Source organism: Streptomyces sp. NPDC025638 (assembly GCF_055558775.1).
Genome location: NZ_JBVHLX010000019.1, coordinates 12,556 through 34,364, shown reverse-complemented (window position 1 = coordinate 34,364; position 21,809 = coordinate 12,556). Strand labels below are relative to the sequence as shown.

Below are 21,809 nucleotides of genomic sequence, written 5' to 3'. Positions count from 1 at the left end.
GGCCCCTGACCTGGGATGTAGCGGATGTAGCGGACGTAGCGGATCTGGGAGAAGGACCGAGCCCAGACAGCCCCCGACCGAGGAGACAACTCGGATGAGCACAGCTACCGCTGCGCCTGTCGACCGGCTTCTCTACACGCCGGAAGAGGCCGCCGAAGCACTCGCCATCGGCCGTTCGACCCTGTACGAGCTGATGGCGGACGGAGTCCTGACCTACATCAAGTTGGGCCGCTGCCGCCGCATCCGGCGGACGGACCTCGAAACCTACGTGGCTGGCCTCGCCCCGCTGCCCAACTGACCGCGCACAGTCGAGGCGCCCCCGGACAACGCGTCCGGGGGCGCCTCTTGCATGGAGGAGAACATTGAGCCCCCGCCCCAAGAAGCCGAACATGGAATCGTCCATCTACCTGGGCAAAGACGGCTGGTGGCACGGCCGCGTCACGATGGGCGTCAAGGACGACGGCAGTCCCGACCGCCGTCACCGCCGAGCCAAGACGGAAGCCGAGATCAAGCGCAAGGTGCGCGAGTTGGAGGATCTTCGGGACAAGGGACGCGCTCCCCAGGCTGGCCACAAGCCGACCGTAGAGAAGTGGATGACCACCTATCTCACCGATATCGCTTCCCTGAAGCTCAAGCCGCGTTCCCTGGATGACTACTGGTCGAAGACCAGGAACGACATCATCCCCGGCATCGGCAAACACCGGCTCGACAAGCTTCAGCCGGAGCACTTGGAGCGGATGTACCGCGTCATGCTCGACGAAGGGCACGCGCCGTCTCACGTGCTCAAGGTGCACCGCATTCTGTCGCGCGCCCTGAAGATCGCCCATCGTCGGCGCATGGTCGTCGAGAACGTAGCCACCCTGGTGGACCCGCCCACGGTCGACGAGACCGAGGCGAACCCGTTCACGACGGAGGAGGCCAAAGCGTTCCTGGAGGCCGCCGCCAAGCGCCCCACTTTCATGCGGTGGTGTGTCGGCGTAGGCATGGGGTTCCGGCAGGGCGAGACGCTGGGCCTGAGGTGGCCGTACGTCGACTTCGACCACGAGCTGTTCCACCCCCAGTGGCAGCTTCAACGCCTCACGTGGCGGCACGGCTGCGAGGACCCGCACGCGTGTGGCGCCAAGTTCCACCGCTTCGAGCCGTGCCCTCCCAACTGCATGACTCACAAGGGCTACAAGCGGGGATGCCCGAAGCCGTGCCCGAAGGACTGCACGAACCACGCTCGCGCGTGCCCTGACCGGAAGGACGGTGGACTGACGTTCACCCGTCCCAAGACCAAGAAGAGCCGCAACGCCGTGCCGATCCCGCCGCCGTTCATCCCCTACCTGCGCGAGCACAAAGCACAGCAGGAGGAAATGCGGTCCGCGGCCGGGGAGCTCTGGCAGGAACACAAGCTCGTCTTCACCCGCCCGGACGGCCGTCCGCTCGATCCTCGCCAGGACTGGGCGGAATTCAAGGAGCTGTTGGCAGAGGCCGGGATCGACGACCGCCGCCTATATGACGGGAGCCGTCACACCGCCGGCACGATCCTGAATGAGCTCGGGGTCGACATGCCCACGATCATGGAGATCCTGCGCCACACCCAGATCAGCCAGACCCGGAGGTACGTCAAGGGCAGGTCCCATCTGTCGAAGGACGCCATGCGCCGCATGGGCGACACGTTCATGCCGAGCCCGGAGCGGCAGCCGGAACCGTCAATTGAGACCAGAATTGAGACCACGGACAGCCGAGCGGCACGCGCGCGGCGCCGCCGTCGCCTCCGCTAAACGAGAAAGCCCAGCTCAGACACTGTCTGGGCTGGGCTTAGAAAGAGCCGCCTTCGGGATTCGAACCCGAGACCTACGCATTACGAGTGCGTTGCTCTGGCCATCTGAGCTAAGGCGGCGCGCTGTCCGCACTATGGTGCGATCAGCAACGTCGGTAAGTCTACACAGTTTCCGGGGGTGCTCCGACCACGCCCCGGGAGCGGGGCTCCCGGGGCCCGGCGGGGTGGTTACGAGCAGCGTTTTCCCTGTGTGGGAGGCGTTCCGTGGAGGAGGTAGGCGTTGATCGTGGAGTCGATGCAGCTGCTGCCGCGGCCGTAGGCGGTGTGGCCGTCGCCGACGTAGGTGAGGAGGCGGCCGGAGGAGAGCTGGCGGGCGAGGGACTGGGCCCAGCCGTACGGGGTCGCGGGGTCGCGGGTGGTGCCGACGACGACGATCGGCGCCGCGCCCCTGGCCTCGATGCGGTGGGGTGCGCCGCTGGGCCGCACCGGCCAGTAGGTGCAGTTCAGGGAGGCCCAGGCCAGGCCCTCGCCGAAGACGGGGGACGCCTTCTCGAAGGCGGGGAGGGACTTCTTCACCTGGTCGGGGCCGGTGAAGGCCGCCGGGAGGTCCAGGCAGTTCACTGCGGCGTTGGCGGACATCAGGTTCGTGTAGTGGCCGCTGCCGCTGCGCTCGTAGTAGCTGTCGGAGAGGGAGAGCAGCCCGGCGCCGTCGTTCTCGTTCATCGCCGAGTTGAGCGAGTCGCGCAGCTGCGGCCAGGCCCCCTCGTCGTACATCGCCGCGATCACCCCCGTGGTGGCGAGCGCTTCGCCGAGCTTGCGTCCGTCGGGGTCGCCCGTGGGGACGGGGTGGGCGTCGACCTTGCGGAAAAAGGCCTTGAGGTGGTCGCCGACCTGGGCGGGTGTCGTGCCCTTGCCGCCGAGCGGGCAGTCGGACTGCCGTACGCAGTCTTTCGCGAACGCCTGGAACGCGGTCTCGAAGCCCGCCGTCTGGTCGAGGTTCAGCCTGCGTGCGGTCAGGGACGGGTCCATCGCGCCGTCCAGGACCAGGCGGCCCACCCGCTCCGGGAACAGCCCGGCGTAGGTCGCGCCGAGGAACGTCCCGTACGACGCGCCCACGTAGTTCAGCTTCGGGTCCCCGAGCGCCGACCGCAGGACGTCCATGTCCCGGGCCGCCTCGACGGTGGAGACATGGCGGAGCAGGCCGGCCGAGTGGGCCCCGCACCCCTCCGCGAAGTCCTTGTACTCCCCGACCAGCGCGTTCGTCTCCTTCTGGTCGTCGGGGGTGACGTCCGTCTGCGTGTACGTGTCCATCTGGCGCCCGTCGAGACACTCGACGGGCTCGCTGCGGGCGACGCCGCGCGGGTCCATCGCCACCATGTCGTAGCGGGCGCGGACCGCCTCCGGGTAGCCCAGGCCGGCGTACTGCTGCAGGTACGCGACCGCCGAGCCCCCCGGCCCGCCCGGGTTGACCAGCAGCGAGCCGAGCGGTTTGCCCTTGTCGGTGGCCTTCTTGCGGGCGACGGCGAGTTTGATGTCTCCCGCGCCGGGCTTGGCGTAGTTCAGCGGGGCCTTCAGCGTCGCGCATTCGAAGTCGGGGACGCCGCAGTCGCGCCAGGCGAGCTTCTGTCCGTAGTACGGGTCCAGCGCGGCCGGCGTCGAGCGGGGCAGCGCGGCCAGCACCGCCTCCGCCTCCGCCGGCGCCTCGCCGGTCGACGCGGGCGGGTTCCCGGAGGAGCACGCGGAGACGAGCAGGGCGGCTGCCGCGAGGAAAGCGGCTGCGGCCCCACCATGAGGCCGGGGGCGAAGTCGGGGTCGAGGCCGGCGGGAAGTTCGCCTGGTGTGCATCATCTGAGCGTAACCCTGAGCGACGGTATAAGTGCTGTGCGTCCGCAATGCGGCCCGTACGGATGACGTCGTCAACCGCGGGTGATGAATTCAGCCTGCTCTCACTGCCATTGTCAGCCCGCTTTCAGTGCCATCAGGCCATTGTCAGCCCGCTCTCAGAGCCATGGTCATCGCCTCCACCGCCAGCAGGGGCGCCACATTGCGGTCGAGGGCCTCACGGCAGGCCGAGATCGCCTCGATGCGGCGCAGGGTCGACTCCGGAGAGCCGCCGCGGGCCAGCCGCTCCAGGGCGTCCTCGGCGTCCGCGTTGGCGATGGCCACACGGGAGCCGAGCTGGAGGGCGAGGACATCGCGGTAGAACGCCGTGAGGTCGGTCAGGGCGAGGTCCAGGCTGTCGCGCTGCGTGCGGGTTCTGCGGCGCTTCTGCATGTCCTCCAGGTCCTTCATCACGCCCGCCGTGCCGCGCGGGAGCCGTCCGCCCTGGGCCGCGCCCAGCGCCGCCTTCAGCTCCTCGGTCTCCTTGCCGTCCATCTCCTCGGCGAGCTGCTTGGCGTCCTCCGCGGCCGCGTCGACCAGCTCCTGGGCGGCCCTGAGGCAGGAGCCGACCTCGTCGAGGCGCAGCGGCAGCTTCAGCACGGCGGCGCGGCGCTCGCGGGCGGCCGGGTCGGTGGCCAGGCGGCGGGCCCGGTCGACATGGCCCTGCGTGGCGCGGGCCGCGGCGGCGGCCACGTCGGGCTCGATGCCCTCGCGCCGTACGAGCATGTCGGCGACGGCGTCGACCGAGGGCGTGCGCAGGTTGAGGTGGCGGCAGCGGGAGCGGATGGTGGGCAGCACGTCCTCCAGCGACGGGGCGCACAGCAGCCAGACCGTGCGGGGGGCGGGCTCCTCCACGGCCTTGAGGACGGCGTTGGCGGACTTCTCGTTCAGCCGTTCCGCGTCCTCGACGAGGATGATCTGCCAACGGCCGTTCGCCGGTGACGTGAACGACTTGCGGACCGTGTCCCGCATGTCCTTGACCAGGATCTCGGAGCCGACCGCGGCGACCGTGGTGACGTCCGCGTGGGTGCCGATCAGCGCCGTGTGGCAGCCGTCGCAGAAGCCGCAGCCGGGGGCTCCGCCGAGGGCACGGTCGGGGCTCACGCACTGCAGGGCCGCGGCGAAGGCCCGCGCCGTCTGGTTCCGGCCCGCGCCGGGCGGGCCCGTGAACAGCCAGGCGTGCGTCATCTTCGACGCCTCCGGCGGCGGGGCGTCCGTGGCGGCCGCGGTGACGAGCGCGTCGGCGTCCCGAGCGGCCGCGTCGAGCAGCTCGCTCACCTTCTCCTGCCCGACGAGGTCGTCCCACACCGTCATGGGTCACGCCGCCCTTCCGTCACATTTCGCGTTCCGGTGTCCATTGTGCGGGCGACCACTGACAGCCGGGGCCGTGGTGACGTTCCCGGTCAGCCCCTGCGTCCCCGCCCGCGGCCCCGGCCGCCCTGGTCCTCGTCGTACCCGTCTTCCTCGTACGACCCCAGCAGCTCGTCCGCGAGCGTCGGCAGATCGTCCAGCGGTGTCTCCTCGGCCCAGTCGGACCGCGGCCGCCGTCGCGCGACGCCGTCCTCGTCGACCTGCGGAAGCTCCCGCGTACGGTTGTCGGCGGCGGGACCGGCGGCCGACCGCTCGTCCCGGAAGAACCCCTGCGGCATCCGCTCCGCCGGGTCCCCGTCCCGCACGGGAGGCAGTACGGCGGTCTCGTCCGCCGCACCGGGAGCGACCGGAGGCAGCACAGCCGTCTCGTCCGCAGCGCCCGCAGCCACGGGGGGCAGCACGGCCGTCTCGTCCGCAGCACCCGGAGGTACCGGCGGCTGCGGAAGCTTCGCCGTCACCTCGGCCTCGGACTCCCCGGACGGCTTGCGGGACCGGGACGGCCGAGCGCCGCCCTCGGGCTCTGCCTGGTCTGCCCGAACCACGGGCGTCGGCACGGTCGCCGCCTCCCGCGCGGCGGCGGGAGCCGCCGGCCGGGGTGCCGCGGTGACCGTCGGCTGGGGTGCCGCGGGCTGTTGTGCGGCCACGTCGGCGGCGGCCGACGCCGCTGCCGCCTGGCGCCGGGCCTCCTCGGCGCGCAGCAGCGCCGCCTCGGCCTTGCGCTGCTTCTCCAGGCGCCGGGCCTCGGCCTCGGCGTGCAGCCTGGCCTCCTCCTCGGCCTGCTTGCGCCGCCGCTCCTCCTCGGCCCTGCGCCGGGCCTCCTCGGCGGCCCTGGCCTCTTCCTCGGCGAGGAGCCGGGCCCGCTCCTCCTCGGCACGCCTGCGTGCTTCCTCGGCCCGCTGCCGGGCCTCCTCCGCCTGCCGCTCGGCCTCGCGCCGCTGCGCCTCCTCCAGCTCGCGCCGCTTGCGCTCCTCCTCCTCGGCGCGCAGCTTGGCGAGCTGTTCCTGGCGCTCACGTTCCAGGCGCTCCTCCTCGGCCTTGCGCGCGGCCTCCTCCTCGGCCTTGCGGCGGGCCTCCTCCTCGGCGGCCTTGCGGGCCTCCTCGGCGGCCTTCACCTCGGCCTCGGACAGCGGGAGCACGGTGTCGAGCCGGTGCCGGATCACGGTCGTGACGGCCTCGGGCTCCTGGCCCGCGTCCACGACCAGATAGCGCCCGGGGTCGGCGGCGGCCAGCGTCAGGAAACCGGCCCGCACGCGCGCGTGGAACTCGGCAGGCTCCGACTCCAGCCGGTCCGGAGCCTCGGTGAACCGCTCGCGGGCGGCCTCCGGCGCGACGTCCAGCAGGACGGTCAGATGGGGGACCAGTCCGTTGGTCGCCCAGCGGTTGATCCGGGCGATCTCGGTCGGGGACAGGTCCCGGCCCGCCCCCTGGTAGGCCACCGACGAGTCGATGTACCGGTCGGAGATGACGACGGCCCCCCGCTCCAGCGCGGGCCGCACGACCGTGTCGACGTGCTCGGCGCGGTCCGCCGCGTACAGCAGCGCCTCCGCCCGGTGCGAGAGCCCCGCCGACGACACGTCCAGCAGGATCGAGCGCAGCCGCTTGCCCACGGGAGTCGCCCCCGGCTCGCGGGTGAGCACGACCTCGTGGCCCTTGGCCCGGATCCACTCCGCGAGGGCCTCGGCCTGGGTGGACTTCCCGGCGCCGTCGCCGCCCTCCAGGGCGATGAAGAAGCCGTTCGTGGCCGGCGTCTGTGCCGGGTCGTCTCCGCCGAGCAGCGCGTCCCGCAGGTCGTGCCGCAGCGGCACGCCGGAGCGGTCGTCGACCTTGGCCAGCACCAGCGCGGCCACCGGCAGCAGCAGCGCGCCGACCAGCATGAGGGTGAAGGCGGCGCCGCCGTGCGCGAAGACGAACTTGCCGTTCTCCAGCCGGTGCGGGCCGATGAGGGCCGCCACCAGGGGTGCGATCAGCGCGCCGAGCGCCACGAAGACCCGTACGACCGCGTGCAGGTGTTCGGTGGTGCGCGGCCGGCGGAAGTCCTCGGTCTCCTGGTCGAGCAGCGTGTGCCCGGTGTTGGCGGCCACGCCCGCGCCGACCCCGGCGAGCGCGACGATCAGCAGCACGCTGGTGACGTCCGGGACGAGCCCGGCGGCAAGCAGCGCGACGCCCGCGAAGGCGATCGCCAGCGACAGCAGCCGGCGTCGGGACAGCGACGGCAGCACGGCGGGGGCCGTGCGGATGCCGACGACGACTCCGCCGGTCAGGGCGAGCACCAGCAGGCCGTACAGCACCGGGCCGCCGCCCAGGTCCTTGGCCTGCAGCACGGACACGGCGACGGCGGCGGAGATCGCCCCGGCGACGGTGGCGCAGGCGAGGACGAGCAGCGGAACGGCCCCCGTGCGGCCGTTGTCCACGCCCGTGCCCGTCCTGGGGCGGCGCAGTCCCTCCAGCGGGGACCGCGGGCGCGGGGTGCGCGCGTCGGGCAGCTCCAGGTAGGTCAGCACGGACAGGGACGCGGCGAACAGACCGGCAGCCACATACGAGCCGAGAGCCGCCTGGTGCTGGGCGAACCAGGCGCTCAGGGTGCCGAGGAGGTTGTTGAGCAGCGCCGCGGCGACGAGGGCGGCGGCCGCCAGGGGGACCGCGACGAAGCCCGTGCGCAGCGACAGGCGGCGCAGGGCGTCCATGTGGTCCGGCAGCGGTCGTACCGTCGCGCCCTCGGGGGGCGGGGCGGGCAGCAGGGCGGGGGCGGTGCTCTCCCGGCACACCGACCAGAAGCGCTCGGCGACACCGGTCACGAAGGCGGTGACCAGCAGGACCGGCAGCGCGTTGGCCGGCGTCCAGTCGATCCACAGGGGCGCGATGATCAGCAGTACGGCGCGCAGACCGTCGGCGCCGACCATCGTCCAGCGGCGGTCGAGCGGGCCGTCCTGCGAGGTCAGAGAGGTGAGCGGGCCCAGGAGTACGGCGCCGAAGAGCAGGGTGGCCAGGATGCGTGCCCCGAAGACGGTCGCCACTGCGAACGCCACGCCCCGGTAGCCGCCGCCGAACGAGCCCTCGGCGATCGCCGCCTGGAGGGCGAGCAGGACCAGCACCAGGAGCGCGAGGGCGTCGCCCACGCCGCTCACGAGCTGTGCGCTCCACAACCGCTTCAGCTGCGGCTGGCGCAGCAGGGCGCGGACCGCCCGCTCGCGGGAGTCCGCTACGAGGGTGTCGTCGGGCGCTGTGGTGAGGGCCGTTGGCTGCTCGGCTCGCGTCATGCTTTCAGCCTATCGGCAGGGACCGACAGCCCGCCGCGCCCGTCCGAACGTGCGCACGCCCCGACACCAAAGTGATGCCGGGGCGTGCGTTTTGCGAACAAGATGTGAAGCAGGATGTGAAGACCGGCGGTCCCAGTCGTCCGCCGAGCGGTCTCAGTCCTCCGCCGACGCCTTGGAAGCAGCGGCCTTCGAGGCCGTCGTCGCCTTCTTGGCGGCGGTCTTCTTGGCCGTCGTCGTCTTCTTCGCCGTGGTCGTCTTCTTGGCGGCCGTCTTGGTGGCGGTCGCCTTCTTGGCCGGAGCCTTCTTGGCCGCGGCCTTCTTCGCGGGCGCCTTCTTCGCCGTCTTCTTGGCGGGGCCCTTGGCGCGCTTCTCGGCGAGCAGCTCGAAGCCGCGCTCCGGGGTGATCTCCTCGACGCTGTCGCCCGAGCGCAGGGTCGCGTTGGTCTCGCCGTCGGTGACGTACGGCCCGAATCGACCGTCCTTCACGACGACCGGCTTTCCGCTGACGGGGTCCTCGCCCAGCTCCTTCAGCGGCGGCTTGGCGGCCGCGCGGCCACGCTGCTTCGGCTGGGCGTAGATCGCCTGGGCCTCCTCCAGCGTGATCGTGAAGATCTGGTCCTCGGCCTGCAGGGACCGCGAGTCCGTGCCCTTCTTCAAGTACGGGCCGTAGCGGCCGTTCTGCGCGGTGATCTCCACGCCGTCCGCGTCCGTGCCGACGGAACGCGGCAGCGACATCAGCCGGAGGGCGTCCTCCAGGGTCACCGTGTCCGGCGACATCGACTTGAACAGCGAGGCCGTACGCGGCTTGACGGCGTTCTTGCCGGTCTTCGGGGTGCCCTCGGGGAGCACCTCGGTGACGTACGGGCCGTAGCGGCCGTCCCTGGCGATGATCTGGTGGCCGCTCTGCGGGTCCGTGCCCAGCTCGAAGTCGCCGCTCGGCTTGGCGAGCAGTTCCTCCGCGAGCTCGACGGACAGCTCGTCCGGGGCGAGGTCGTCGGGGATGTCCGCGCGCTGGTGCTGCTCGGTGTCCTTCTCGCCACGCTCGATGTAGGGGCCGTAGCGGCCGACCCGCAGCACGATGCCGTTGCCCACGGGGAACGACGACACCTCGCGCGCGTCGATCGCGCCCAGGTCGGTCACCAGCTCCTTGAGGCCGCCGAGGTGGTCCCCGTCGCCGTTGCCCGCCTCGGCCGCGTTGCCGTTGTTCGTGCCCTCGCCGAAGTAGAACCGCTTCAGCCACGGCACGGCCTGCGCCTCGCCGCGCGCGATGCGGTCGAGGTCGTCCTCCATCTTGGCGGTGAAGTCGTAGTCGACGAGCCGCCCGAAGTGCTTCTCCAGCAGGTTGACCACAGCGAAGGACAGGAAGGACGGCACCAGGGCCGTGCCCTTCTTGAACACATAGCCGCGGTCGAGGATCGTGCCGATGATCGACGCGTACGTCGACGGGCGGCCGATCTCGCGCTCTTCGAGCTCCTTGACCAGGCTGGCCTCGGTGTAGCGGGCCGGGGGCTTGGTGGCGTGCCCGTCGACCGTGATCTCCTCGGCCGTCAGCGCGTCGCCCTCGTTGACCTGGGGCAGCCGGCGCTCGCGGTCGTCGAGCTCGGCGTTCGGGTCGTCGGCCCCCTCGACGTAGGCCTTCAGGAAGCCGTGGAAGGTGATCGTCTTGCCGGACGCGCTGAACTCGACGTCCCGGCCGTCGGCGGCGGTGCCACCGATCTTGACGGTGACGCTGTTGCCGGTCGCGTCCTTCATCTGGGAGGCGACGGTCCGCTTCCAGATCAGCTCGTAGAGCTTGAACTGGTCGCCGGTCAGCCCGGTCTCCGCCGGAGTGCGGAAACGATCACCCGAAGGACGGATCGCCTCGTGCGCCTCCTGGGCGTTCTTGACCTTCCCGGCGTACGTGCGCGGCTGCGCCGGCAGGTAGTCGGCGCCGTACAGCTGCGTGACCTGGGCGCGAGCGGCCGCGACCGCGGTGTCGCTCAGCGTCGTGGAGTCCGTACGCATGTACGTGATGTAGCCGTTCTCGTACAGCTTCTGCGCGACCTGCATGGTCGCCTTCGCGCCGAAGCCGAGCTTGCGGCTGGCCTCCTGCTGCAGCGTCGTCGTACGGAACGGGGCGTACGGCGAGCGGCGGTACGGCTTGGACTCGACGGACCGCACGGAGAACCGGGTGTTCTCCAGGGCGGCGGCGAGGGCGCGGGCGTTCGCCTCGTCGAGGTGGAGGGTGTTCGCGGTCTTGAGCTGCCCGAGCGAGTCGAAGTCACGGCCCTGGGCGACCCGCCTGCCGTCGACGGACTGAAGACGGGCGACCAGGGTCGACGGGTCGCTCGAGTCGCCGGCGCGGCCGGTCCCGAAGGTGCCCGTCAGGTCCCAGTACTCGGCGGAACGGAAGGCGATGCGCTCACGTTCGCGCTCCACCACGAGCCGGGTCGCGACCGACTGGACACGGCCGGCCGACAGACGCGGCATGACCTTCTTCCACAGGACCGGCGAGACCTCGTAGCCGTAGAGGCGGTCGAGGATGCGGCGGGTCTCCTGGGCGTCGACCATGCGCTGGTTCAGGTCGCGCGGGTTGGCGACGGCCTCGCGGATCGCCTCCTTGGTGATCTCGTGGAAGACCATCCGCTTGACCGGGACCTTGGGCTTGAGGACCTCCAGGAGGTGCCACGCGATGGCCTCGCCCTCGCGGTCCTCATCGGTGGCGAGGAAGAGCTCGTCGGAGTCCTTCAGCAGGTCCTTGAGCTTCTTGACCTGGGCCCTCTTGTCGGCGTTGACGACATAGATCGGCTCGAAGTCGTGCTCGACGTCCACGCCGAGGCGGCGGACCTCGCCGGTGTACTTCTCCGGCACCTCCGCGGCGCCGTTGGGAAGGTCGCGGATGTGCCCGACGCTCGCTTCGACTACGTAGCCGGGGCCCAGGTAGCCCTTGATCGTCTTCGCCTTGGCAGGCGACTCGACGATGACGAGTCGGCGGCCGCCCTGTGCGGTCTCGCTGGTCGGGGACAACTTCGCTCTTCTCTCCGGTCGACGCTGGGGCCTGCCCGGGCCTGTGTCCCGGGGTCGTGTCGTGGTGACGCTGCGGAGTGTGACGGTACATCCCGCCCCCGTGTCAAACGGGAAAAGCCCACAACGGCCACTCGAACGGTAACCCGACTACCGGCATTCCTGCCGCCCGGAGTGCCAGGCCGCCGTCACGGCCCTGTCCGGAGCGTGACGCTCCCCTTACGCATACGGCAGTACGCGACCCGCGGTCACAGGCGGGTGAGGCAGTACGCGCCGAGGCCCAGGGCGACCACTCCGGCGAGTGCCGCGAGGGTGGCCGACGCGACCTGATTCACGCCATGGGCGACCGGTTCGCGGTGCCGGACCCGGGCGCCGGTCCACACCAGCAATGCGCCTCCGAACAGGGCGAACACCACTCCCGCGAAGATCGCCGGTCCGCTCTCCATGGCTTGCCTGCCCCTTTTCCGCCGCTCATGAGTGCCCAGGGGCCGGAGACTGGCACGCACGGGCGGCGTGCGGGCGAACCCGAGGTGAACGACGAGCCGACAGCTTTTCGTACGCGCATTCGAATAGTCTCGATGCGAGACCGGACACAGATATTTTTCCGGCCGTTTTCTTGCCGTCGGCGCGTCCCGGGTCGCGCCGCGTCCCGTCCACGCCCCCTCCGAGCCCGGTGCCACGCCGGTGCGACGCCGGTCACCCGACCGGTGTGCCGTACAGCACGGGTGGTGTGCGCGTGTCGCGCGGCCGGCGTGCGCGACGGGTGTCCGTACGCCAGGTGACGCTCACCCGGGTCGGCCCGACGCCGTAGCCACCCGGCCGGAGCCGGCCGCGGACCGCGGACTCAGCCGGCCGGTTCGAGGAAGCCCTGTTCCACCAGCAGCCGGATCTGCGCGGGCGTGCTGTCGCGCAGCACCACCGGGTCCTCGCCCATCAGCTGGGCGATGGCGTCGATGATGCGGCCCGCGCTCAGCGTGCCGTCACACACGCCCGCAAAGCCGGCCCCGACCGTGTCCACCCGGGTGGCGCGGCGCATACCGCGGTGCTGGCGCAGCACCACATGCTCCGGGTCCTCGGCGCCGGGCAGCCCGACCTGCTCCTGGACGACCTCGGCGACGAGCCTGAAGTGGCCCTCCAGCAGGGCGGCGTCGTCGTGCCCACGGAGATAGTCGAGACGGGCGAAGTGCGCCCGCACCGTTTCACCGAGCGGCTGTTCGATCGAGTGCGGCCATTCCTCCACGACGACCGAGGGCTCGGCGGCCGAGGTCCTGCGCAGCGTGATCCAGCCGAAGCCGACCGCCTTGACCTTGCGCGCCTCGAACTCGTCGAGCCAGGCGTCGTACCGCGCCTGGTACTCCGCCGGGTCACCGCGGTGGTCACCTGCGTCCCTCAGCCACAACTCGGCGTACTGCGTGACGTCCTGCACCTCGCGCTGCACGACCCAGGCGTCGCACCCGCGCGGCACCCACGACCTGATCCTGTCCTGCCAGTCCTCCCCTTCCACGTGCTGCCAGTTGACGAGGAACTGCGCGAACCCGCCCTCGTTCAGACGCTCGCCCGCTCCCTGAACGAGCGAGCGGCACAGATCGTCCCCGCCCATCCCGCCGTCGCGATAGGTCAGACGGGCGCCGGGCGAGATCACGAACGGCGGGTTCGACACGATCAGGTCGTACGTCTCGTCGTCCTTGAGCGGCTCGAAGAGCGAGCCCTCGCGCAGATCGGCCGCCGGGGCGCCGGACAGGGCGAGTGTCAGCGCGGTGATGTGCAGCGCGCGCGGGTTGAGGTCGGTCGCCGTCACGCGTGTGGCGTGCTGGGCGGCGTGCAGCGCCTGGATGCCGGAGCCGGTGCCGAGGTCGAGCGCGGCGGCGACGGGCGTGCGGACGGTGATGCCGGCCAGGGTCGTGGAGGCCCCGCCGACGCCGAGGACCACGGCCGAGTCGGTCTGACGGCTCTGGCCGCCGATGCCGCCCGCGCCGCCGACGGCGCATCCGAGGTCCGACACGATGAACCAGTCCTCGCCGTCCGGGCCGCCGTAGGGCCGGATGTCCACGGTGGCGGCGACCTCGTCGTCGCCGACGCGCGTCAGCCACTGGCTCTGCAGGCACTCCTCGACGGGCAGCACGTCCGCCACGCGCGCGTGCGGCACGGGCTGCTGGAGCAGGAACAGCCGTACGAGTGTCTCCAGCGGCGTGTCCCCGCGGGTGGCCCTGAGTGCGGGCACGGTCTCGCTGCGGGCCAGGGCCGCATACGCGGGGGCGCCGAGCAGTTCGAGCAGCCCGTCGGCGGTGAAGGCGGCGCCGAGCAGGCCGGCACGGAGCCGGGCGGCGACATCGGGACGGTCGGAGGACGGCAGGGGGGACAGGGTGGCGTTACTCACGTCCCCCATTGTGTCCGCTCGGACCGACATCGCACGTACCCGAACCGGCCCGCGTCAGCCGCCCGCCCCGGTGCTCAGCCCGCCGTCGCCGAGGCCGAGGAGGAGGCCGACTTGCAGCTCTCCTGCTTGGCCATCGCCTTGCCGACGTCGCCCTCCTCAAGATTCTTCAGCGCGTCGTTCCCGGTCGTGCTCAGCTTGTCGAGCTGGGTGGCGATGTCCTTGAGGCCGTCGGCGAACTTCGCCTGGTCCTTGGTGTCGAGCTCGTCGACCTGCTTCTTCAGGGAGGCGTAGGACGCGCCGATCTGGTTGAGCTCCTTGACCGCGTCCTGCTGCTTCTTCTTGCCGTTGTCCACATCCGGCGCCCCGGCCGAGTTCACGGCGGCGCCGATCGCCTTGTAGGCGTCGGACATGTCCTGGAAGGCCTTCGCGTCGGTCTTCTGGACGTCCGCGGGCGCGCTGTTGTCCGAGGTCTGCTTCTGGATCGCGGCGTTGGCGGCCGCGATCTTCTTGGCCTGCGGCTGGACCGCGTCGCAGACCTGCTTGGCCCAGGCATCCAGCTTGTCGTTGTTGTCGCTTCCGCCGCCGCTGCTGCATCCCGTCAGCGCCGCCATGAGTACCGCACCGCCGGACAGTGCGGCCGCGAGCTTCTTGTTCACCGGATCGGTCCCTTCCCTGGCTCTCGGCCCCCGGACCCTACACGCCGGATGGGTGACAGTCGCACGCCGAACAGCAGATAAGGACCATTTTGCTCCTCTTTGCACCAAGCGAGAGAAGGCTCACCATGAGGGCGTGCGCACACACGAACGGGCGGGCGGCACATCAATGCGCGCCACCCGCCCGTCCGTTGAACGGTCCGCCGTAAGACGGCCTACGAAACCACCGCAGGATCGGCCGACTTGCTCACCCGTTCGGCACTGTCCTCGTCGCCCACGGCGATGCCACGCCGCTTGGAGACGTACACGGCACCGACGATCACGAGCAGCGCGAGGACCGCGATCGCGATCCGTACGCCGAGGTTCTTGTCATTGCCGTACGAGAACTTGATGACCGCGGGCGCGATGAGCAGCGACACCAGGTTCATCACCTTCAGCAGCGGGTTGATCGCCGGCCCGGCGGTGTCCTTGAAGGGGTCGCCGACCGTGTCACCGATCACCGTGGCCGCATGGGCCTCGCTGCCCTTGCCGCCGTGGTGGCCGTCCTCGACCAGCTTCTTGGCGTTGTCCCAGGCACCACCGGAGTTGGCAAGGAACACCGCCATGAGCGTGCCCGCGCCGATCGCGCCCGCGAGATAGGAGCCGAGGGCGCCGACACCGAGCGTGAACCCGATGAAGATCGGTGCCATGACCGCGAGAAGGCCCGGCGTGGCCAGCTCCCTGAGGGCGTCCTTGGTGCAGATGTCGACGACCTTGCCGTACTCGGGCTTCTCCGTGAAGTCCATGATCCCGGGCTTCTCACGGAACTGCCGTCGCACCTCGTACACCACGGAACCCGCCGACCGCGACACGGCGTTGATGGCGAGTCCGGAGAAGAGGAAGACGACCGCCGCACCCGCGATCAGGCCGACCAGGTTGTTCGGCTGCGAGATGTCCAGCGACAGGCTCATCGGCGCGCCCGGGCCGGTCAGTTTCGCGCCCACGTCCTGCACGCCGGTGGTGATCGCGTCGCGGTACGACCCGAAGAGCGCCGATGCCGCGAGGACGGCGGTGGCGATGGCGATGCCCTTGGTGATGGCCTTGGTGGTGTTGCCGACCGCGTCCAGGTTGGTGAGCACCTGCGCGCCCGCGCCCACGACGTCACCGGACATCTCGGCGATGCCCTGTGCGTTGTCGGAGACCGGACCGAAGGTGTCCATGGCGACGATCACGCCCACCGTGGTGAGCAGACCGGTGCCGGCCAGCGCGACCGCGAACAGGGCCAGCATGATGGACGTACCGCCGAGGAGGAACGCCCCGTAGACGCTGAGGCCGATCAACAGGGCGGTGTAGACGGCCGATTCGAGACCGACCGAGATACCGGCCAGGATGACGGTGGCCGGGCCGGTTAGGGAGGTCTTGCCGATGTCCCTCACCGGACGGCGGTTGGTCTCGGTGAAGTAGCCGGTCAGTTGCTGGATCACGGCGGCGAGCAGGATGCCGATGGCCACCGCGACCAGGGCAAGGATCCGCGGGTCGCCGTTCTTGCCGCTGATCTCCGCGTCGGTGACGCCGTCGAGGTCCGCGTACTTTCCGGGCAGATAGACGAAGACCGCCACCGCCACGAGCACGAGCGAGATCACCGCGGAGATGAAGAAGCCCCGGTTGATCGCGGTCATGCCACTGCGGTCGCTGCGGCGCGGGGCGACCGCGAAGATGCCGATCATCGCGGTGATCACGCCGATCGCGGGCACCAGCAGCGGGAAGGCGAGCCCGGAGTCGCCGAAGGCCACCTTGCCGAGGATGAGCGCCGCGACCAGGGTCACGGCGTACGACTCGAACAGGTCCGCCGCCATACCGGCACAGTCGCCGACGTTGTCGCCCACGTTGTCGGCGATGGTCGCGGCATTGCGCGGGTCGTCCTCCGGAATGCCCTGCTCGACCTTGCCGACCAGGTCGGCGCCGACGTCGGCGGCCTTGGTGAAGATGCCGCCGCCCACACGCATGAACATGGCGATCAGGGCGGCCCCGAGGCCGAAGCCCTCGAGCACCTTCGGCGCGTCGGCCGCGTACACCAGCACCACACAGGAGGCGCCCAGCAGGCCGAGCCCCACCGTGAACATGCCGACGACGCCGCCCGTACGGAAAGCGATCTTCATGGCTTTGTGCGAGACGGCGGTGAGATCCTTTTCCGGCTCACCTTCCGCCGGGGTGGCCTCCCGGGCCGCCGCGGCGACGCGCACATTGCTGCGGACGGCGAGCCACATGCCGATATAGCCGGTGACCGCCGAGAACGCCGCGCCGATCAGGAAGAACACCGACCGTCCGGCGCGCTGATTCCAGTCGTCCGCGGGCAGCAGCATGAGCAGGAAGAACACCACGATGGCGAATACGCCGAGCGTGCGCAGCTGCCGGGCCAGATAGGCGTTGGCGCCTTCCTGGATCGCCGTCGCGATCTTCTTCATGCTGTCGGTGCCCTCGCCCGCCGCGAGCACCTGGCGCACCAGGACTCCCGCGACGACCAGGGCCGCGACCGCGACGACCGCGATGATCGCCACGAGGACACGGTTGTCGTCGGTCAGGACTGCGGCTGCGAAGGTTGTGGGTTGGCCCAACTGATGAGGGGTAGGAAGCCCCGCCATTCGTCCTCCTTGACGCTTGGGCTGAGCTCAAGATGTGGACGGATTGTAGGTACCGGAACCTGATCAAAACAGAGCGCGGTAAACGGAATTAGCCTTCACCTGCTCTTCAGCAAATGATCGACATCGCGCCAGAGAACCCGAAAGTGGTAACGCCCCAAAGGCATTGACGCCCACATTGGTGCTTGATCAAATAATCGGGTGATTGATCGTGAATTTCTTCACGAATTCCGATGGTCGCAGGTGGTCGCGGGGAAACAGCACGAAGGGCCCTGCTGAGCAGGACCCTTGTGAGTGAGCGGGGTTGCGCCGAACGGGTGCGGCGGGAGTTGGTCAGGCGAGCGCGACCGCCGGCGGGGTGGTCGGCCAGGTCATGCGGATCAGCCCGCCGTGCTCCCCGGCACTGACCTCCACGTCGTCGACGAGGCCGCTGATGACCGCGAGGCCCATCTCGTCCTCCTCGGCCTCCGCGTCCCCCTCTTCGGCGGCACCGCCGGGCGCCCGGTCACCCGGGGCCGAATGCGGTGCCTCGTCGCCGACCTCGATGGAGAACTGTTTCTCGTCCTCGATCAGGGCCACCTTCACCGGCGCCGCGATACCGGCGCTCTGGTGCAGCCCGACAGCGCGGGAGCAGGCCTCGCCGACGGCGAGCCGCACTTCGTCCAGTACGGCCTCGTCCACTCCGGCCCTGCGCGCCACCGCTGCCGCCACCAGTCGGGCGGTCCTGACGTGCTCGGGCAGCGCGCTGAAGCGGAGTTCAACGGTGGCCATGCATCCCCCTCGCAACTTCGGGCGTGCGGTCGGGGGCCGGGCCGCCGAAAGCCCGGACCCCCTGATGAGACTTCTTCCGCCCCGGACACTGCGGCCCGGGACCGGGCGCGCCGACGATTCGGGCCGATCGGCGGCCCGGGATGGGTCGACAGCAGCCCAGGTCAGTCGGTGGCCGCCACCGCTTCCTCGACCGAGGTGTGGATCGGGAACACCTTGGTGAGGCCGGTGATGCGGAAGATCTTGAGAATGCGCTCCTGGTTGCAGACCAGGCGCAGGGAGCCCTCATGGGCACGCACACGCTTCAGCCCGCCGACCAGCACGCCGAGACCGGTGGAGTCGAGGAAGTCCACGCCCTCCATGTCGACGACGAGGTGGAAATTCCCGTCGTTCACCAGCTCGACCAGCTGCTCGCGCAGCTTGGGCGCGGTATATACGTCGATTTCGCCACCGACCTCGACGACCGTACGATCGCCGACGGTACGGGTCGACAGGGACAGGTCCACGGATCCTCCAGCACCTTGCTATCGAGCGGTCGCCCCTCGGGACACCTCGGCTTGCGGCCCCCGGGACGTTACGCCAGCCGCGATGGCATTCAATCACTTACCGGCAGGCGTGCACGACGCCTTGGCCCCATTGTCCGTCACGCCAGTGACACACTCGGTGCCAATGGCCAAGAATCACCGATCCGATCGATCCCCGACGGACACCGCAACCCGCCTCGCTCCGGGCACGGTCCTGGACCGGCTCGCCTCGGGACCGAGCCGGGCCTCGCGCATCACTCATACGGAGCACTTGCCCCCGCGCGCGGGTCGCCATGCCGTCTGGCCGCACCGGATTCGCCCGGAAGTGATCGCGGCGGTGCAGTCGGCCGGTATCGAGCACCCCTGGGCGCACCAGGCACTCGCCGCCGAGCACGCCCTGGAAGGCGACTCGGTGGTGGTCGCCACGGGCACGGCGTCGGGCAAGTCCCTGGCGTATCTCGTGCCCGTCCTGTCGACGCTCCTGGACGGCTCCGAGGCCCCGAACGGCCGCGGCGCCACCGCCCTGTACCTGGCTCCCACCAAGGCCCTCGCGGCCGACCAGTGCCGTTCGGTGAAGGAACTTTCACACCCGCTGGGCACCGCGGTCCGGGCCGCCGTGTACGACGGCGACACGCCGGTGGAAGAACGCGAATGGGTCCGCCAGTACGCCAACTACGTCCTCACCAACCCCGACATGCTCCACCGCGGCATATTGCCCTCGCACCCGCGCTGGTCCTCCTTCCTGAAGGCGCTCAAGTACGTCGTGATCGACGAGTGCCACACCTATCGGGGCGTCTTCGGCTCGCACGTGGCACAAGTTCTGCGCCGACTACGCCGTCTGTGTCAGCGCTACGGCGCGTCGCCCGTCTTCCTGCTGGCCTCCGCGACCGCCGCGGAGCCCTCCGTGGCCGCCCGCCGCCTCACCGGCCTTCCGGTGACCGAGGTCGCCGACGACGCCTCCCCACGCGGGGAACTGGTGTTCGCCCTGTGGGAGCCCCCGCTCACCGAGCTGCACGGCGAGAAGGGCGCCCCGGTCCGCCGCACGGCCACCGCCGAGACGGCCGACCTGCTGACCGACCTCACCGTGCAGGGCGTACGCTCGGTCGCCTTCGTACGCTCCCGGCGCGGCGCCGAGCTGATCTCCGTCATCGCCCAGGAACGGCTGGCCGAGGTCGACCGCTCCCTGGCCCGGCGTGTCGCGGCCTACCGCGGCGGCTACCTCCCCGAGGAGCGCCGCGCCCTTGAACGCGCCCTGCACTCCGGCGAGCTCCTCGGCCTGGCCGCGACAACGGCCCTGGAGCTCGGCGTGGACGTCTCGGGGCTCGACGCCGTGCTGATCGCCGGGTACCCCGGCACGCGCGCGTCCCTGTGGCAGCAGGCGGGCCGGGCGGGCCGCTCCGGGCAGGGCGCCCTGGCGGTGCTGGTCGCCCGCGACGACCCGCTGGACACCTTCCTCGTCCACCATCCCGAGGCCCTGTTCGACCAACCGGTGGAATCCACGGTCCTCGACCCCGACAACCCGTACGTCCTGGCCCCGCACCTGTGCGCGGCCGCCGCGGAGCTTCCGCTGACCGAGGACGACCTGGAGCTGTTCGGCCCGGCCTGTGCGGAGCTGCTGCCGCAGCTGGAGGCCGCGAAGCTGCTGCGCCGCCGCACGAAGGCCTGGCACTGGACGCGCCGGGAGCGGGCCGCCGACCTGACCGACATCCGCGGCGGGGGCGGCCGGCCGGTGCAGGTCGTCGAGGAGGGCACAGGACGCCTCCTCGGCACGGTGGACGCGGGCGCCGCGCACTCCACGGTCCACGAGGGCGCGGTGCACCTGCACCAGGGCCGTACGTACCTGGTGCGCTCCCTCGACCTGGAGGACTCGGTCGCCCTGGTCGAGCAGGCGGACCCGCCCTATTCGACCGTCGCCCGCGACACGACCTCGATCTCCGTCCTGGAGACGGACGTCGAGGTCCCCTGGGGCGCGGGACGCCTGTGCTACGGCTCGGTCGAGGTCACCAACCAGGTCGTCTCCTTCCTGCGCCGGCGTGTCATCACGGGCGAGGTGCTGGGCGAGACCAAGCTCGACCTCCCGCCGCGCACCCTTCGCACCCGCGCCGTGTGGTGGACGGTCACCGAGGACCAGCTGGACGAGGCCCGGATCAACCCGGAGATCCTCGGCGGCTCCCTGCACGCCGCCGAGCACGCCTCCATCGGCATGCTGCCTCTCTTCGCCACCTGCGACCGCTGGGACATCGGCGGCGTGTCGGTGCCGCTCCATCCCGACACCCTCCTCCCCACGGTCTTCGTGTACGACGGCCACCCGGGCGGTGCGGGCTTCGCGGAGCGCGCCTTCCACACCGCCCGCGAGTGGCTCACCGCCACCCGCCAGGCCATCGCCTCCTGCGAGTGCGACGCCGGCTGCCCGTCCTGCATCCAGTCCCCCAAGTGCGGCAACGGCAATGATCCATTGCACAAGCGGGGGGCCGTACGGCTGCTCACGGTGCTGTTGCGAGGGGCGCCGCAGGAGAAGGCCGAGCAGGAGCCGGAGGAAGGGCTGGAGCAGGAGCCGGAGAAGGAGGCCGAGCAGGAGCCGGAGGAGGGGGCGGAGAAGGGGCCGGTCCCGCAGGTCCCGCCCGCGATCTGACCTCCGCCGTGAAAGGCCCCTGTCCGGAGGACGCCGTCACGTCCGACGTGTCGCCCACGACGGCGCAGCGCACCAGCCGGGTGCCCTGCGCCGCCGCCACCCGCTCGGCGCGAGCGCAGGCCGCCGTGGTGCCCTCGGCCCAGTGGTCCGCCGCCGCGAGCGCCGCGAGATCCGCACCGCCCGCCGCACGGTGCCGGGCCACCACGGCATGCCCCAGGGCGAGCAGCACGCCGAACACGACGCACAGGACGGCGATCGCACCGATGCTCCAGATGGTGGCCGACCCTCGGTCCGAGAAGCGGCACGAGGCCCTTCTCCCGAAACGGCGACTCATCGCCCAGCCTCCGCCCCGCCGCCCGTCGGCCCCGCGGTCACCGCGTCCTCCGCCGACGCCACGGCCTCCTCCCGTACTTCGAAGGGCAGGCCGGGCAGCAGCGGCGGATCGGCCACCACCGTCACCCGGACCCGGTCCCTCTCCCGGGCCACCGTGACCTTCGCGCCGTGCGGTGCCGCCTCACGGGTGACCGCCACGACCGCGTCGGCCGGATCCTGGCGGGCGGCCGCCCGGGCGCCCGTGCGCGCCGCGTCCACGCACTGGATCTGCGCCGCCACCACGAGCAGCCCGCAGACCAGCGCCATCGTGAACGCCACCAGCACGGGCAGCACCACGGCCGCCTCCGCGGTCACGAACCCCGCGTCCCGGCGCTCTGCTCGCTCACATCCGGGCACTGAGGGCTCGTTTCACGATGGCCTGCAGCTCCGCCCTGACCTGCCCGCTCGTCACGACCTCATAGAGCAGCAGGGCGAATCCGACCGCAGCGACGATCCCCATCGCGTACTCGGACGTGACCATGCCCGCGTCCCGGCACCGCCGCGCCTGCCACCACGCCCGTACCTTCCTGGCTTTCTCATTCATCTGAACTCCTTTGCACTGCAGCTCGGTCGACCATGTGGATTCGT

15 protein-coding genes, 1 tRNA gene and 1 pseudogene are annotated in these 21,809 nt (G+C 70.9%); 3 read left to right on the top strand and 14 right to left on the bottom strand.

Going from position 1 to position 21,809, the window contains the following annotated elements:
- Positions 1-94 precede the first annotated feature (94 nt).
- Entirely contained in the window at positions 95-298 is a 204-nt protein-coding gene (locus ACZ4EG_RS37510; protein WP_030939233.1) for a helix-turn-helix domain-containing protein, read from the top strand.
- Between the two features lie 91 nt (positions 299-389).
- Positions 390-1,766 carry a tyrosine-type recombinase/integrase gene (locus tag ACZ4EG_RS37505; protein ID WP_467793794.1) on the top strand — a complete coding sequence of 459 codons (1,377 nt, stop codon included), beginning with the start codon at positions 390-392 and terminating at the stop codon, positions 1,764-1,766.
- A gap of 45 nt (positions 1,767-1,811) precedes the next feature.
- Here the strand turns inward: ACZ4EG_RS37505 and ACZ4EG_RS37500 are convergent.
- From ACZ4EG_RS37500 to bldG, 11 genes are all read right to left on the bottom strand, one after another.
- Positions 1,812-1,885, bottom strand: a tRNA-Thr gene (locus ACZ4EG_RS37500).
- A gap of 108 nt (positions 1,886-1,993) precedes the next feature.
- Positions 1,994-3,610 (bottom strand): alpha/beta hydrolase, encoded by a 1,617-nt coding sequence (locus ACZ4EG_RS37495; RefSeq protein ID WP_467793793.1) that lies wholly within the window; start codon positions 3,608-3,610, stop codon positions 1,994-1,996.
- 144 nt (positions 3,611-3,754) lie between these two features.
- The gene (locus ACZ4EG_RS37490) at positions 3,755-4,960 is read right to left on the bottom strand and encodes a DNA polymerase III subunit delta' (protein ID WP_363296418.1); all 1,206 of its coding nucleotides are present in this window, start codon (positions 4,958-4,960) and stop codon (positions 3,755-3,757) included.
- 89 nt (positions 4,961-5,049) lie between these two features.
- Positions 5,050-8,274: a dTMP kinase gene (tmk, locus tag ACZ4EG_RS37485; RefSeq protein WP_467793792.1), complete on the bottom strand. Its 3,225-nt coding sequence runs from the start codon at positions 8,272-8,274 to the stop codon at positions 5,050-5,052.
- Between the two features lie 153 nt (positions 8,275-8,427).
- Entirely contained in the window at positions 8,428-11,280 is a 2,853-nt protein-coding gene (topA, locus tag ACZ4EG_RS37480) for a type I DNA topoisomerase (RefSeq protein WP_467793791.1), read from the bottom strand.
- 245 nt (positions 11,281-11,525) lie between these two features.
- Positions 11,526-11,723 carry a hypothetical protein gene (locus ACZ4EG_RS37475; RefSeq protein ID WP_467793790.1) on the bottom strand — a complete coding sequence of 66 codons (198 nt, stop codon included), beginning with the start codon at positions 11,721-11,723 and terminating at the stop codon, positions 11,526-11,528.
- Positions 11,724-12,121: 398 nt separating this feature from the next.
- A complete protein-coding gene (locus ACZ4EG_RS37470) occupies positions 12,122-13,663 on the bottom strand; it encodes a DUF7059 domain-containing protein (protein ID WP_467793789.1) in 1,542 nt (513 codons plus the stop codon).
- 65 nt (positions 13,664-13,728) lie between these two features.
- Positions 13,729-14,265, bottom strand: a complete 537-nt coding sequence (locus ACZ4EG_RS37465; RefSeq protein WP_390711760.1) for a small secreted protein — start codon at positions 14,263-14,265, stop codon at positions 13,729-13,731.
- Between the two features lie 257 nt (positions 14,266-14,522).
- A complete protein-coding gene (locus ACZ4EG_RS37460) occupies positions 14,523-16,928 on the bottom strand; it encodes a sodium-translocating pyrophosphatase (RefSeq protein WP_467793788.1) in 2,406 nt (801 codons plus the stop codon).
- 330 nt (positions 16,929-17,258) lie between these two features.
- Positions 17,259-17,696 (bottom strand): ATP-binding protein, encoded by a 438-nt coding sequence (locus ACZ4EG_RS37455; protein WP_453547502.1) that lies wholly within the window; start codon positions 17,694-17,696, stop codon positions 17,259-17,261.
- A 161-nt stretch (positions 17,697-17,857) separates the two neighbouring features.
- On the bottom strand, positions 17,858-18,199 hold the full coding sequence (bldG, locus tag ACZ4EG_RS37450) for an anti-sigma factor antagonist BldG (protein WP_010986038.1): 342 nt from the start codon (positions 18,197-18,199) through the stop codon (positions 17,858-17,860).
- Between the two features lie 82 nt (positions 18,200-18,281).
- On the opposite strand from bldG, the gene ACZ4EG_RS37445 reads away from it, so the two are divergent.
- Complete coding sequence (locus ACZ4EG_RS37445) at positions 18,282-20,849, top strand: DEAD/DEAH box helicase (RefSeq protein WP_467793787.1); 2,568 nt, start codon at positions 18,282-18,284, stop codon at positions 20,847-20,849.
- Between the two features lie 40 nt (positions 20,850-20,889).
- Here ACZ4EG_RS37445 and ACZ4EG_RS37440 read toward each other — a convergent pair.
- The 3 genes and pseudogenes from ACZ4EG_RS37440 to ACZ4EG_RS37430 all read right to left on the bottom strand — a co-directional run.
- Positions 20,890-21,183: pseudogene (locus ACZ4EG_RS37440) on the bottom strand (Rv3654c family TadE-like protein); the annotation flags it as partial.
- Positions 21,180-21,536: a TadE family type IV pilus minor pilin gene (locus tag ACZ4EG_RS37435; RefSeq protein ID WP_453547498.1), complete on the bottom strand. Its 357-nt coding sequence runs from the start codon at positions 21,534-21,536 to the stop codon at positions 21,180-21,182. The pseudogene ACZ4EG_RS37440 and the gene ACZ4EG_RS37435, both read right to left, overlap by 4 nt.
- A gap of 28 nt (positions 21,537-21,564) precedes the next feature.
- Positions 21,565-21,765: a DUF4244 domain-containing protein gene (locus ACZ4EG_RS37430; protein WP_390711724.1), complete on the bottom strand. Its 201-nt coding sequence runs from the start codon at positions 21,763-21,765 to the stop codon at positions 21,565-21,567.
- Positions 21,766-21,809 lie beyond the last annotated feature (44 nt).

Coding starts and splice junctions, on each gene's coding strand:
- ACZ4EG_RS37465 (WP_390711760.1), bottom strand. CDS start 14,265: ATGGCGGCGCTGACGGGATGCAGCAGCGGCGGCGGAAGCGACAACAAC.
- ACZ4EG_RS37460 (WP_467793788.1), bottom strand. CDS start 16,928: ATGGCGGGGCTTCCTACCCCTCATCAGTTGGGCCAACCCACAACCTTC.
- ACZ4EG_RS37455 (WP_453547502.1), bottom strand. CDS start 17,696: ATGGCCACCGTTGAACTCCGCTTCAGCGCGCTGCCCGAGCACGTCAGG.
- ACZ4EG_RS37475 (WP_467793790.1), bottom strand. CDS start 11,723: ATGGAGAGCGGACCGGCGATCTTCGCGGGAGTGGTGTTCGCCCTGTTC.
- ACZ4EG_RS37490 (WP_363296418.1), bottom strand. CDS start 4,960: ATGACGGTGTGGGACGACCTCGTCGGGCAGGAGAAGGTGAGCGAGCTG.
- ACZ4EG_RS37430 (WP_390711724.1), bottom strand. CDS start 21,765: ATGAATGAGAAAGCCAGGAAGGTACGGGCGTGGTGGCAGGCGCGGCGG.
- ACZ4EG_RS37445 (WP_467793787.1), top strand. CDS start 18,282: ATGGCATTCAATCACTTACCGGCAGGCGTGCACGACGCCTTGGCCCCA.
- ACZ4EG_RS37510 (WP_030939233.1), top strand. CDS start 95: ATGAGCACAGCTACCGCTGCGCCTGTCGACCGGCTTCTCTACACGCCG.
- ACZ4EG_RS37495 (WP_467793793.1), bottom strand. CDS start 3,610: ATGCACACCAGGCGAACTTCCCGCCGGCCTCGACCCCGACTTCGCCCC.
- tmk (WP_467793792.1), bottom strand. CDS start 8,274: ATGACGCGAGCCGAGCAGCCAACGGCCCTCACCACAGCGCCCGACGAC.
- ACZ4EG_RS37505 (WP_467793794.1), top strand. CDS start 390: ATGGAATCGTCCATCTACCTGGGCAAAGACGGCTGGTGGCACGGCCGC.
- ACZ4EG_RS37470 (WP_467793789.1), bottom strand. CDS start 13,663: ATGGGGGACGTGAGTAACGCCACCCTGTCCCCCCTGCCGTCCTCCGAC.